The organism is Nostoc flagelliforme FACHB-838 (assembly GCF_014698065.1).
Classification (GTDB): domain Bacteria; phylum Cyanobacteriota; class Cyanobacteriia; order Cyanobacteriales; family Nostocaceae; genus Nostoc; species Nostoc flagelliforme_B.
Genome location: NZ_JACJSI010000021.1, coordinates 66,271 through 78,917 on the forward strand (window position 1 = coordinate 66,271; position 12,647 = coordinate 78,917).

Sequence of the window (12,647 nt, forward strand, 5' to 3'; positions counted from 1 at the left end):
AAACTTTATGGTGTGTGGCTCCGTGCTACATGTTATACCTAACTGAATTGTGAGAGTAAGCTCCGAGTGCAAAATTTTACAATATAGCGATCGCTAATCCGAAAAAAAGATAAAACTATCAAGATTTGGCAACTGCGATAGGCGATTTAGTCCCCAATCAACAGAGGGACGGTAGAATATACCTAATTTTCGTAGCTTCAAAAGCCAAACTATGACGATGCATTCCACACTCCAACGTGCATTTAATCACCGCCGCGTTCTGAAAGTGATCAGCGGTTTGAATAACTTCGACATTGCTAGCGTCGCTGCTACTGTCAAAGCTGCTGAATTTGGCGGTGCTACTTTTGTCGATATCGCCGCCGATCCTGCCTTAGTCCAGCTAACTAAAAGTTTGACTAACTTACCAGTTTGTGTATCAGCAGTAGAACCAGAGAAATTTGTGCAAGCTGTGGCAGCTGGTGCTGATTTAATTGAAATCGGCAATTTCGATTCTTTCTATGCTCAAGGACGCCGCTTTGAGGCTTTGGAAGTGCTAGCACTGACTAAGCAAACCCGCGCTCTTTTCCCCGAAATTACTCTGTCTGTCACCGTTCCCCACATCCTGGAACTAGATCAACAAGTACAGTTAGCAGAAGAACTGGTGAAAGCTGGAGCAGACATTATTCAAACTGAAGGCGGTACTAGCAGTAAGCCAGTTCACCCCGGAACTTTAGGATTAATTGAAAAAGCTGCCCCCACCTTGGCAGCAGCTTTTGAAATTTCTCGTGTAGTGTCAGTACCTGTATTGTGTGCTTCAGGCATTTCTAACGTTACCGCACCATTAGCGATCGCATCTGGTGCTGCTGGTGTTGGTGTTGGTTCTGCCATCAACCAACTCAATAGCGAAGTGGCAATGATTGCTGCTGTGCGTGGCTTAGTAGAAGCCTTAGCAACTGCAAACAACCGCGCGATCGCTTAGTCTTGAATGGGCAGTGGGGAGTTGGGATTGGTGAACATTAAAATTCCCTCTTACCTGTTCCCCTCACCCGAAACAATCCTTCAACGCATAAATCACCTGGTCTTGCTGCTGTTGTGTCAGTTCTGGGAACATCGGCAAGGATATGACCTCATGGCAAGCTTGCTCTGCTATTGGTAAATCCCCAATCTGATAGCTCAGACTTTGATACACTGGCTGCAAATGTAAAGGGTGGGGATAGTAAATCATTGAATTTACACCCTGCTCTTGCAATTGACTACGCACCCAATCTCGATATTTAGCGCTAGAACCATTTCGTCCTTCGCCTGATATGCGAACAGTGTATTGATTCCATACCCCAATACCCGCAGGTAATTCTTGGGGCGGGACGATCCCCGGAATTTGAGACAGGTACTGGTAGTAATAGTTGGCAATATCTCGTCGGCGATCATTCCAAATATCTAAATAACGTAGCTTAATCTGCAAAATAGCTGCTTGGAGAGCATCCAAGCGGCTATTTACACCAATTTCTTCGTGTAAATATCGAATTTTACTACCATGTTCCCGTAGTATTCGCAGTTTAGTGGCGATCGCAGGGTCATTAGTCGTTATTGCTCCGCCATCGCCGCAACCACCAAGATTTTTGGTAGGGTAGAAACTAAAGCAACCAATATGTCCAATACTTCCTACTTTTTGATCAGCCCAAATTGCTCCTGTAGACTGAGCGCAATCTTCAATGATTGACAAATTGTGAGACTGAGCGATCGCCATCAATGATGTCATATCCACGGGTTGTCCAAATAGATGAACCGGGATAATCGCTTTAGTTTTAGGTGTAATCGCTGCTGCGACTTGCTCCACATCCAAATTAAACGTAGTCGCGTCAATATCAACGAAAACAGGCTTTGCACCCACGGCGCTAATCACTTCAGATGTCGCAATAAAGGTGAAAGGCGTTGTAATCACTTCATCGCCTGCACCAATGTCCAAGACTCGTAACGCCAGGTAGAGCGCATCAGTACCAGAATTACAAGCCACACATTCAGTGACAGTATTATAAGCGGCAAACTGTTGTTCAAAGCCTTGGACTAAGGGGCCGCCAATATAGCGGCCAGAAGCCAAAACCTCTAAGACGGCTGCACTTATTTCTGCTTCGATGGTGGTGTATTGCTGCTTGATATCAAAGGCAGGGATAGGATTTACACTTTGGATCATGAGTTCTCATTTTATCGGGAGATACAAAGGATGCACTTCGACAGTCAATTTTTGCTGATTGAATTGTTAATCAAAGAGGAGCTACTAAAAGACTATCGCCCAAAATACGCATCTATTAGGGTTTTTACTTAAATTGTGGGAAGGAAAATTACCGCGGGGTATTGGGGACTGGGTACACTTCGACATGATTAGACTTCGCTCACCAGCCACGGTAGTTGAGCGCAGTCGAAACTCAGTGCAGACGCTCGTGCCTCGCTAACGCTGCGCTATCGCTGGGGACAAGAAAAACATTCAAAAATTTGGGAGGGGTGAAAACAAATTCCATAATTTTTCGTTTGAAAACCCAATCCCAAATCCCCAGTTCCCAGTCCCTTTTACTCCAGATCCAACACATCGGATCAAAGTTCCAAGTGTGTAGACTGCTTTGAAAAGAAAATACCAGGAGATAGAAAACCCATGCAGGATCTGATCAAACTGGATTTCGTAGATTTAGCTGTTGCTATCGGATTGATGGCGATCACCATTGGTGTATCTGCCTGGGAAAAATTAGGGCTAGAGCTAAATTTAGCCATTGCTACTGGGAGAACCATCTTACAACTTCTTGTATTGGGATACATTTTAGATTTCATCTTGGCTTTAGACAATGCTTGGGCAGTTTTGGCGCTATTAGCAATAATGCTGACAATTACGGCGATTGTCGCACGAAATCGCATCAGCCAAAAAATTCCTCATCTGTTGCCTTTAGTGTGGGGTGCAATTTTAATTAGTACCGTTTTGACAGTGCTTTACACCAACTTCTTGATCGTTCAACCAGAAAGATGGTATGAGCCACAGTATATAATTCCCTTAGCAGGGATAGTTTTAGGTAATGCTACTAATGCAGCTGCGATCGCAGGCGATCGCCTTGTCAGCGCCATTAATTCCAGCCATCTCGAAATCGAAACCCACTTGAGTTTAGGTGCTACTCCAGAGCAAGCAGTTAGCCAGTACCGCAAAGATAGTATCAGAGCGGCATTGATTCCCACTCTCAATCAAATGATACTTATAGGGATGGTCGCAATCCCAGGAATTACCACCGGACAGTTATTAGCTGGAGTGAAACCTCTAGATGCTGTCTCTTACGAAATTTTGATTATGTTCATGGTGGCTTTTGCTAACTTATTGACAACAGTTTTAGTTACAAAAGGGTTGTGTCGTCAATTTTTTAATTCTGCCGCGCAGTTGGTGAGGTGAAGGGGTTAATCTAAATCCCTGAGTATTCGATCAATCTCTTGTACTAGTACAGATGTACATTGGTGTCAACTTAAGCTAAAACCCTTGTTTTTAATAAAAGGTAAATTAAAATGGCATTTAGTAATTACAAAAGTATTAGCGCAGTAATTAAAAAATTTCAAATTAAATATGTACAGTCTAATTTTCTACTGGAAGTAGATTTTCCAGTTAAACAGTCTTTTAAAGAAGAATTAGATTTGCTATTTACAGATGGTGTTATTGATAATTCTGAAGATGCTATTTGTGAAAATCTTATCTATCCAGTATTGAAAGAAGTATGGAAAAATTACCGAAGTAAATTAACACTTTGGAGTCATGAAACATTAGTTTATGATGAAGATTTATCAGGTATTCCAGATTATACGGTGACGCAGCGAAACCCTCTAGGTACGATTGTTTTTGATAAACCTTATTTTTTAACGGTTGAAGCTAAACAGGACAAATTTGAAGAAGGTTGGGGTCAGTGTTTAGCTGAAATGATTGCAGTCCAGCGAATTAATGATGATTTTGCTAGTGACGTTTTTGGGATTGTTTCTAACGGGAAAATATGGCAATTTGGAAAGTTGATTGCTAATGTATTTACTCGAAATAAAAATTTGTATGTGATTCAAGATTTAGATAAATTATTTGCTGCGGTTAATTATATTTTCCAACAAGCATTTCTAATGGAAGCACTCAAGCGACCAGATACAAATGATCAATAACCTATGCAATCAAGTTATCTTTGTAGCGATGTATTAGAGCTTAGTTATGCCAACATTAGCTTTATCAAATATTCCAGAAGTCCAGCAATATATAGCTGCTTTTCAGGCAGCAAATAAAATGTTGAATGCAGTTCTTACGTGGAACAATTTGGGTTATCGCTTTGGAGCAAAGTTAGGACATCGATCTGAATTAGAAATTAACAAGTTCTATGACTTTCTGGCTCAACAATACTTAATAAAAGTCGCTGAGTTAAGCCCTGAAAACACTGCCAGGTTTTTTCCTGATGAGTTAGATTCATCGGAAATATTTCGTGAAGGAGCGGTACGCCAAGTTTCAGTCAACGCTTATAAGCGAGAGCCTAAAGCTCGACAAAAATTTATTGATTATTACGGTTCAAGTTGCTCTGTTTGCGATTTCAATTTTGGCAAAGTCTTTGGGCAATTCGGCGAAGGTTTTATTCATGTGCATCATCTACGCCCTATTTCAAAAATAGCTGAGGAATGCAATGTTGATCCTGTGAAAGATTTACGTCCTGTCTGTCCAAACTGCCACGCTATGATTCATCGCCGTTCACTTCCACTCAGTATTGAAGAAATTAAAGGGTTATTAGATACTTCTGATCGTAGTGATTTCGCTACCTAACGTTACGTTGGATTTGCCCAAAATCAAAAATTCCTAACTCCTAACTCCTAACTTTTCTATCCGCCTAAAGTCCGCGTATAAATTACCTGACTTTGGGAGTCATAAAGGAAAAGGGACAAGTTGGCATTTTCACCAATTACAGCTAAGGCTTCCCGTAAGATTTGCAAGTGATTGGTAACATCAACGGCAGTATCCGAATTCTCAGAATAAGGATTAGCCAAGTTATTTTGCCTTATTTTGTCATACTCAGGCGTTAATCGGACAATAATTCCTGCGTTGTCAATGCTAAAGGTGCAAATCCAAATTCCATTAATACAGGTTTTATCTAAATCAGCGCGGGTTTGTTGCAAAATACTAACAACTTGTAGTTTTTCTTGTGCTTGTTTGAGCGCAGCTGAATAGGGTTTGATGAGAGACTCAGCCTGAGTATAGTACAAACTATCTTGGCGAACTTTTTTAACAGTTTGTAAAGCCTGATCCCAATATGTTGCTGCTGCTTGCCATTGGTTTTGCTGTTCATATACTTTGGCTTGCTTGGCAATGCTAAGGGCTTGTTGATAGGTTTTAACAGCTAATCCTTCTTTAGTAGTGCGATCGCGTGCTACTACAAACTTAGGTTTATAATCTACCAAAAGCTTTTGAGCATCTTGGTATGCAACGCTAGTCCGGGGAATAGTATTCAAGGCATTAATCACCACCAGCCAAGTAGACTGCACTTTTTGCCAGTCATTTATGGATTTAGCAGTAGCTTCTCGTTTCTCGGCTGCAACGGCCACAGCTTTTGCTGTTGTTAATTTTTTCAGCCATTTTTCCTCCGTAAATATTTGCTGATTTACAGCATGCAAACGGACACGGAAATTAAGTAATTTACCCTGCGCCAATCCATAGAGTTCACTAGTGGAACTTATAGTTTCTAGTGGCGCTATAGCCTGTCGCCACAAGTATTGTCTAGCTTGTAATTCCTCTAGACTATACGTAGGAGTTTGAACTTTTTGTGTCGCTAAAGATGCCGTCTGCAAAGCTTTAACCACCTGGCTGATTTTTTCTGACCGTCCAGACAAACTTGCTTTTATTTCTTCAGACACCTGATAACGCGGCGACCAACTAGGAATTACATTCAAGGCTGCACTAGTTGCCGCAAGTTTCTGTTGTACAGCTACTAATTCTTTTTCAGACTTAGCACGACGTATCAATTGCGGAGATTTGATTTTTAATTGCTTGGCATTTTGTATTTCTTTACACTCAGACATTACACAAGGGCGAGTTAATAAGTAAGCACCACAACCTAAAACTACAGTTCCCACCAAGGCTATACCCAGTAGAATCGGTTTGACTTGAAATTCTGGCTTTGATGCCGACAAATTCGGCACATCTGCAAACGGATCAAACGCTTCCTCTTGCTCAGTTTCATCGATTAACGGAGAATATGTCAAAGATGATGAGGGGGATGAGTAGGATATTGCTTCCTCATCTCCCCCTGCTCCCCATCCCCCCATTCCCCCATTCCCCCATCCCCCTGTCTGCTTCAACGTCACGAAACATTTGGCATAAGGGAGTTGTTCACCAAAAACTCTGAGGAAACATTGCACCCTCTGCTCTTTTGGGGGTGCTAGAGACTGAAGTACTTCCTCAATAACTGCAAAAATTAGTTGAGGGTCAACTATTACATCTGATGCATGTTGGGTTAAAATCATTAGCTCGTCTTTATTGACGGCACACTTAACCTCGAAGATTTCAGCCGTTGAAACTTCTACAAGTAATTGCTCCTGCAAAGTTTTGCCTAAAAGCTGTAAATCTTCCTGCTGGACTGCTACTTTCATAGAGCTTTCCCGCTGAATTTCTATATTGTTTTGATTATTTTTAAGAGGATGAAACGAAGTTTCTCGGTTTTTTGAATACAAATGCACAGTTTAACCAATCACAGCCTAAAAATATGAACGACCAACTTTCTAACACAAATTCTGAGTTTTCACCAAAAATTAAAAAAGTAGTTATTGTTCGCAACGATACATTTTCGTCGCGCTAGATGCAAAATTAAATAATCTGTCTCCAGGTATAAATCTAAAATAAAAAATGGGAATAATAGAGGTTTTCACTATTCCCCGGCATTGTTTCCTGGCAATTAAATTTACAGCAGATACTAAATAGGTGGGCAATAATAAATTAAACTATGTTACACAATGTAAAATTAGTTAAATTGTCTCTTGATCAGGGGTTCAGCCCTGAGTATATACCTTTAATTATTGATGCTTGTTTACTTACGTAAAAAATTATAGTTACAGACCAGTTGTGACCAAATTATCCAAGGGTTAAGAAAACGATGCTATGTCAGAGGGTTTTGACAGAAATGCTAATTATCTTCTATGCTGGGAAACTTACTGAGGAGATTAATTATGTGTTGTGGCTTTGACAAAAACAGGTTAGCTGTCGAAATTAATGTACCTCATTTGCTGAATTCGATAAATTCGATCCGTAAAAAATAAATTTTTATACCTGCCAAAAGCTAAATTCTGCAATAAAGGTGCTGCAAAATATTAAGACAGGAATCAGCAAAAACTTGGAAAGTGTCAATAGTCAATATAAGGTGTATCAATGGATTTATTAGAGTATCAAGTTAAAGAATGGTTTAGCAAAATAGGCATTCCGGTATTGCCTTCCCAACGAATTGACCATCCTACGGATTTGAAACGTTTAAAAATTCGTTTTCCAATTGTACTGAAATCTCAAGTACACGGAGCAGAAAGGGCAAAAGCAGGTGGAGTCAGGTTTGCCCAAACAACTATCGATGCGATCGCAGCTGCTCAAAATATCTTTAGTCTACCAATATGGGGCGAATTGCCGGAAGTTGTGCTGGCAGAATCTCAATATGATGCCAACCAGGAATTTTATCTCGCGGTGGTTTTAGATACTGCTGTCTGCCGACCAGTACTTTTAGGTTGCAAAGAAGCAGACATCGATTGGGAATCTGCTGGCGAAAGAATGCATCATGTTGTCGTGGAACAGGAATTTTCGCCATTTTATGCCCGACGACTGGCTTTGAAGATGGGTTTACAGGGAGCGCTGATGCAGTCGGTAAGCAGCGTTGTTCAGAAAATGTACCAGTTATTTGTGCAAAAAGACTTGGATTTAGTCGAAATAAATCCCTTGGCAGTCAGTGCTACAGGTCAAGTTATGGCTCTTAATGGTAAAGTCAGGGTCAATGAGCGGTCAATCAAGCGTCATCCCGACCTTACCGAGATGGCAGCAAAAATTATTAGCCGTAATACCAGTACTGGAATCAATGGTGTATTAGGCGATTGGTATGGTGTAGAAATGCATGGAAAAATCGGTATCTTAGGTAATGGTACTGGTTCAGTCATGGCAACTCTAGATTTAGTTGCTAATGCTGGTGGCAATCCAGGTGTTTGTTTGAATCTACGTCATGCTTTCCTTACAGATACTAAACCAACTACCTTCCGCGATCGCCTAGAGACAGGTTTGAAAATGCTGGAGGCTGATAAAAGCATTCAAGTAATCCTAATTAACTTTCTAGGTAACATTCCTCAAACTGAGGAAGTGGCTGAAGTTATAGCCAAGTTTGTGCAGCAAGACAGTAGCGAACTTCAATCACAGGTTGTGCGTTCTAATGGTAGTAAAAGTCGGCGAGAACTGAATTTTTCACCTTTGGTTGTCCGTCTTGCTGGTTCTGAATTTAATGCTGTTAGAAAATATTTAACAACGCTAAAAACCCACAGCGATGTGTTACTTGTGGTAGAAAACTTAGATGAGGCAGTAGAGGCAGCAGTTCGTCTTGCTAAACCGACCGTTAGTAAGAAGTAGTAAAAATTGAATCAATACGACACTGCAAACTTGTCATTTTTATGCCCAGTATTCTAAGGCACTGGGTTGTTAAACTTACGGTAATTTTTTATGAACTTAACGCCAGAGAGTAAAGTCTTAATTCAAGGCTTTTGTGAATTTATATCAGGCACTCATGTTGCTCAAATGCAAGCTTATGGCACGAATTTGGTAGCTGGTGTCAATCCTGGATGTGGCGGACAGGAACTGCATGGACTGCCAGTATTTGACTTAGTAGAAGAAGTAATAGAACAATTTGGGGCAATTGACACAACAATTATTTGTGTAGATCCTTACGATGTCCTAGATGCGGCATTAGAGGCGATCGCATCTCATATTCGCCAAATTATTATTATCACTGCTGGCGTGCCGCCTTTGGATATGGTGCAATTACTCCGCAAAGCCGAAGCCTGTGAAACTTTGGTAATCGGGCCAAATAGTCCGGGGATCATTGTACCGGGAAAAATTCTCTTAGGTACTCAACCCAGCGAATTTTATACCCCTGGGACAGTGGGGATCGTTAGTCGTAGCAGCACCCTCACCTACGAAATCGCCTACGAATTAACAAAAGCAGGTTTAGGGCAGTCGATTAGTGTCAGTATTGGTAGTGATGCGATTGTTGGTTCCTCCTTTCTGCAATGGCTGCAAATTCTCGATGAGGATGAAACTACAGAGGCGATCGTTTTAGTCGGTCAACCCGGTGGTGGTAGTGAAGAAGCAGCAGCGCGGTACATTACTGAGGCAATTGATAAACCAGTAATTGCCTACATTGCAGGCCGACAAGCACCACCAGGAAAAACTTGGCGACAAACCGGGACTTTAGCAACAGTTATTGGACGCGATCCTAATTTTGGCACAGCCCAAAGTAAATTAGCTGCTTTAAAAGAAGCGCAAGTTCCAGTAGCGGAACGCCCTTCTCAGATTCCCCAATTATTGAGAAAAGAGATTAACTAATTACTAATTCGTAATTCTTAACTACGAATTACGAATTATTTAGTCAGTCTTGGGAACGATTTTGAGGAAATAGGTAAGCGATCGCAGCGTACCCTGAAAGACTGAGTAAACTAACCAAAAAAGCAGCTAGAACAAAAGTAGACATAATTTTATACTCAATGCAATTCCAAAATCTCGGCATTCATCAACAAACCAAGATTTGGGATACTTTCAAATTAGCAATTGGGTATGACACAGCCGTGACTACCTTGTGTCAATCCCTAGGATCTCAAGGCTTTGTCTCAAGCCAAAGGCAGAAAAAACCGAAACGTACTGCCAACTCCTAACTCGCTTTCTACCTGAATTTTGCCGCCCTGTAATTCAATCAAACGGTGGGAAATAGTTAAGCCAATACCAGTACCCCCCGAATGGCGATCGCGCGACTGATCTGCTCGCCAGAAGCGCTCAAACACATGGGGCAAATTTTCTGGAGCGATACCAATACCTGTATCCATAACCGCAATCCAGAGTTGAGATCCTTCAGTTCCAGCACGAATGGTAATTGAACCTTCGTTAGTGTAACGCACTGCATTACCTAGCAAATTAACCAACACCTGTTCTGTGCGGTCAATATCTGCCAATACAGGAGGCAGCACAGATGGACATTCTAAGAGCAGAACTGGCCCATCTTCCAACAGCTGGTCGGTGAATTTCTCCACTAATGACTCTAACAACGGACGCAGATTTACCCGTTGTATATTAATTGGCAAATAACCAGCTTCTGCCTTAGATAGTTCTTGTAAATCGTTCACCAACCGCTCTAAGCGCCTAGTTTCTCTCGCTAAACGCCGATAAATTTCAGGAGACGCTTCAATTTCCCCATCAGCCAGTTCTTCCAAGTAACCACGCACAACTGTTAATGGAGTCCGTAATTCATGAGTCATGTCTCCAATCACTTCTCGCCGCCGCGCTTCTACTCCTTCTAAACTGGCTGCCATCCGATTAAAACTAGCACCCAGTCTATTAAGTTCTGGAATATCAGACAGAGGTAATCGTGCATCCATCTGACCAGCAGCAAATTTTTGGGTGATTTGTTCCATCTCCGTCAAGCGTTGCATAATCCGTCTAGACACCCAGTAACTCAATCCTCCAGCTGCGGTGCTACCAACTAAGACTGACCAAATAGTGCTTCGCTGCCAAGCAAATTCAAATCCTGTAACCAATTTAGTACGAACATTGATTAAGTTGAACCCCTGATTTTCTAATCGTTCCAAATGCAAGATAAACAAGTGGGGGGAAGAGATTTTGCTGATACTTACCAGACTAGCTACCCCCACAATCATTACTACTAAATGGGAGAAAAATAAGCGCTCTCTCAGCCCCATCTTCATAACATTTACGTTACCTGAGGATCTTCAAATTTATAGCCAACCCCAACAACAGTTTTAATAAAAGTAGGATTTGCCGAATCAGGCTCAATCTTTTTTCGCAACCGAGCTACATGAGTATCTACTACTCGTTCATCGCCAAAAAAGTTATCTCCCCAAAGTTTATCAATTAGTTGAGTGCGGTTCCAAACTCGACCAGGGTTGCTGACAAAGGTAGTTAGCAAGTTAAATTCTAGGGTAGTTAAGTTCAAAACTTCAGCTTCCTGAGAATTGATCTGACGACTGGCAGTGCGCTGGTCTACATCGACAATAAAGTGTTGGGTACGATTAGCTTGATGTTGTCCCCCTTGGCGTAGGCTACGCCGCAATAGTGCCCGTACCCTAGCTACCAACTCTCTGGGGCTAAAGGGTTTAACCATGTAATCATCAGCACCAGTAGATAGACCTATGACGCGATCGATTTCCTCACCCTTAGCCGTGAGCATCAAAATATAAGGATCTTTTGCACCTGGTTTCTGGCGAATTCGGGCACAAACTTCCAGCCCATCTAAACCAGGAATCATCAAATCTAAAATGATTAAATCCGGTGGTTGCTCCTGAAACATCCGCAAAGCATTCATGCCATCTCGCGTAGTGCGACAAAAAAATCCTTCTTTTTCTAAAGAGAGTTCAATTAAATGAGCAATTTCTGGCTCATCTTCAACTATTAGAATATCCATTTCAATATACGGTCGAGCAAAATAGGCGGATGGTATTGGGGATTGGGTACTAGGACGGTTATAGATGGGGATTTAAACCCCACCCAATCTGATAACCGATAAACCTTTTATAAGCTTGCAATAGCTCAATATAGATTTTGATAGATTTGAGATAGGCTATTAAAGATTTGAATTGGACGGCGTGCGATAACTATAGCCAAGATTAGAATCTTTTTGAATGTATGTTTTAATACTATCTAGATCAATGAAGCAGTCAGAAACATCAATCAAACTTTCACTGGTGGTTGTTTGCAGGCTGACCACTTCTACCCGAACCCCCATTCTGCTGACGGCGTTCACAGCATAAGCTAAATCCCCATCTCCACTGACTAAAACCGCAGTGTCATAATAAGGAGCTAAAGTGATCATGTCTACAGCAATTTCTACGTTCAGATTTGATTTTTTGAAGTTTTCTGCTGCTAAAACAAGCTCTTTTGCCACTACACGGTAGCCATTACGACGCATCCATAATAAAAAACCCTGTTGCTTTTCATTGCTGAGATCAATACCAGTATAAAAGAAAGCACGCAATAGTCTAGAACCGTTAGTTAAATGACAAAGCAATTTCACATAGTCAATTTCTATACCTAGCTGTAAAGCTGTATGAAATAGGTTTAAACCATCAATAAAAATAGCAACTCGACCACGATTCAAGCTATTGAAAATCGAACCATCAGGTGCAGTATCTTGTATCTTCTTGGTATCTTTACCTTTGACAGCAGTATCATTCAAATTTTGCCCTTGCCAATTGGGTTTAGCTTTAAGTATTTTAGGTTCCTTAAATTCATTTCTTTGTTTGCTAAAATTAGTTATAATCATTGATACCTCTGATTTTAAAATTGGAAAAAGTTTTGAGTAAATTGTCTATAGTATAGTCTCTGCTGATTTATAAACCTACTAAGTAATGGTATTAAGTCACTAGATGCAGATAAACTTAACTCC

11 protein-coding genes are annotated in these 12,647 nt (G+C 41.1%); 6 read left to right on the plus strand and 5 right to left on the minus strand.

Features of this window, described 5'->3' with window-relative positions:
* Positions 1-211 precede the first annotated feature (211 nt).
* Complete coding sequence (locus tag H6G97_RS13280; RefSeq protein WP_190941058.1) at positions 212-958, plus strand: DUF561 domain-containing protein; 747 nt, start codon at positions 212-214, stop codon at positions 956-958.
* A 63-nt stretch (positions 959-1,021) separates the two neighbouring features.
* Here H6G97_RS13280 and H6G97_RS13285 read toward each other — a convergent pair whose 3' ends face one another.
* Positions 1,022-2,170, minus strand: coding sequence for a DegT/DnrJ/EryC1/StrS family aminotransferase (locus H6G97_RS13285; protein ID WP_190941059.1), 1,149 nt, complete (start codon positions 2,168-2,170; stop codon positions 1,022-1,024).
* A gap of 456 nt (positions 2,171-2,626) precedes the next feature.
* Here H6G97_RS13285 and H6G97_RS13290 point away from each other — a divergent pair, with 456 nt between their 5' ends.
* The 3 genes from H6G97_RS13290 (at position 2,627) to H6G97_RS13300 (ending at position 4,789) form a co-directional block, all read left to right on the plus strand.
* Complete coding sequence (locus tag H6G97_RS13290; protein ID WP_190941060.1) at positions 2,627-3,403, plus strand: ABC transporter permease; 777 nt, start codon at positions 2,627-2,629, stop codon at positions 3,401-3,403.
* A gap of 110 nt (positions 3,404-3,513) precedes the next feature.
* On the plus strand, positions 3,514-4,146 hold the full coding sequence (locus H6G97_RS13295; RefSeq protein WP_190941061.1) for a hypothetical protein: 633 nt from the start codon (positions 3,514-3,516) through the stop codon (positions 4,144-4,146).
* A gap of 46 nt (positions 4,147-4,192) precedes the next feature.
* Positions 4,193-4,789, plus strand: a complete 597-nt coding sequence (locus H6G97_RS13300) for an HNH endonuclease (RefSeq protein WP_190941062.1) — start codon at positions 4,193-4,195, stop codon at positions 4,787-4,789.
* 56 nt (positions 4,790-4,845) lie between these two features.
* Here the strand turns inward: H6G97_RS13300 and H6G97_RS13305 are convergent, their stop codons facing one another.
* Entirely contained in the window at positions 4,846-6,609 is a 1,764-nt protein-coding gene (locus H6G97_RS13305) for a hypothetical protein (protein ID WP_190941063.1), read from the minus strand.
* A 772-nt stretch (positions 6,610-7,381) separates the two neighbouring features.
* Between H6G97_RS13305 and H6G97_RS13310 the strand changes: the two genes are divergently transcribed.
* Complete coding sequence (locus tag H6G97_RS13310) at positions 7,382-8,608, plus strand: succinate--CoA ligase subunit beta (protein WP_190941064.1); 1,227 nt, start codon at positions 7,382-7,384, stop codon at positions 8,606-8,608.
* Positions 8,609-8,698: 90 nt separating this feature from the next.
* Positions 8,699-9,580, plus strand: a complete 882-nt coding sequence (locus H6G97_RS13315; RefSeq protein WP_190941065.1) for a succinate--CoA ligase subunit alpha — start codon at positions 8,699-8,701, stop codon at positions 9,578-9,580.
* Positions 9,581-9,861: 281 nt separating this feature from the next.
* Here the strand turns inward: H6G97_RS13315 and H6G97_RS13320 are convergent, their stop codons facing one another.
* The 3 genes from H6G97_RS13320 to H6G97_RS13330 form a co-directional block, all read right to left on the minus strand.
* Positions 9,862-10,950, minus strand: a complete 1,089-nt coding sequence (locus H6G97_RS13320) for a sensor histidine kinase (protein WP_190941066.1) — start codon at positions 10,948-10,950, stop codon at positions 9,862-9,864.
* Positions 10,951-10,955: 5 nt separating this feature from the next.
* The gene (locus H6G97_RS13325; protein WP_190941067.1) at positions 10,956-11,666 is read right to left on the minus strand and encodes a response regulator transcription factor; all 711 of its coding nucleotides are present in this window, start codon (positions 11,664-11,666) and stop codon (positions 10,956-10,958) included.
* Positions 11,667-11,825: 159 nt separating this feature from the next.
* Positions 11,826-12,524, minus strand: coding sequence for a LabA-like NYN domain-containing protein (locus H6G97_RS13330; RefSeq protein ID WP_190941068.1), 699 nt, complete (start codon positions 12,522-12,524; stop codon positions 11,826-11,828).
* Positions 12,525-12,647: the final 123 nt, after the last annotated feature.

Bases quoted from the DNA above. Each gene is read 5' to 3' on its own strand.
- H6G97_RS13280 (WP_190941058.1), top strand. From the start codon at position 212: ATGACGATGCATTCCACACTCCAACGTGCATTTAATCACCGCCGCGTT.
- H6G97_RS13285 (WP_190941059.1), bottom strand. From the start codon at position 2,170: ATGATCCAAAGTGTAAATCCTATCCCTGCCTTTGATATCAAGCAGCAA.
- H6G97_RS13290 (WP_190941060.1), top strand. From the start codon at position 2,627: ATGCAGGATCTGATCAAACTGGATTTCGTAGATTTAGCTGTTGCTATC.
- H6G97_RS13295 (WP_190941061.1), top strand. From the start codon at position 3,514: ATGGCATTTAGTAATTACAAAAGTATTAGCGCAGTAATTAAAAAATTT.
- H6G97_RS13300 (WP_190941062.1), top strand. From the start codon at position 4,193: ATGCCAACATTAGCTTTATCAAATATTCCAGAAGTCCAGCAATATATA.
- H6G97_RS13305 (WP_190941063.1), bottom strand. From the start codon at position 6,609: ATGAAAGTAGCAGTCCAGCAGGAAGATTTACAGCTTTTAGGCAAAACT.
- H6G97_RS13310 (WP_190941064.1), top strand. From the start codon at position 7,382: ATGGATTTATTAGAGTATCAAGTTAAAGAATGGTTTAGCAAAATAGGC.
- H6G97_RS13315 (WP_190941065.1), top strand. From the start codon at position 8,699: ATGAACTTAACGCCAGAGAGTAAAGTCTTAATTCAAGGCTTTTGTGAA.
- H6G97_RS13320 (WP_190941066.1), bottom strand. From the start codon at position 10,950: ATGAAGATGGGGCTGAGAGAGCGCTTATTTTTCTCCCATTTAGTAGTA.
- H6G97_RS13325 (WP_190941067.1), bottom strand. From the start codon at position 11,666: ATGGATATTCTAATAGTTGAAGATGAGCCAGAAATTGCTCATTTAATT.
- H6G97_RS13330 (WP_190941068.1), bottom strand. From the start codon at position 12,524: ATGATTATAACTAATTTTAGCAAACAAAGAAATGAATTTAAGGAACCT.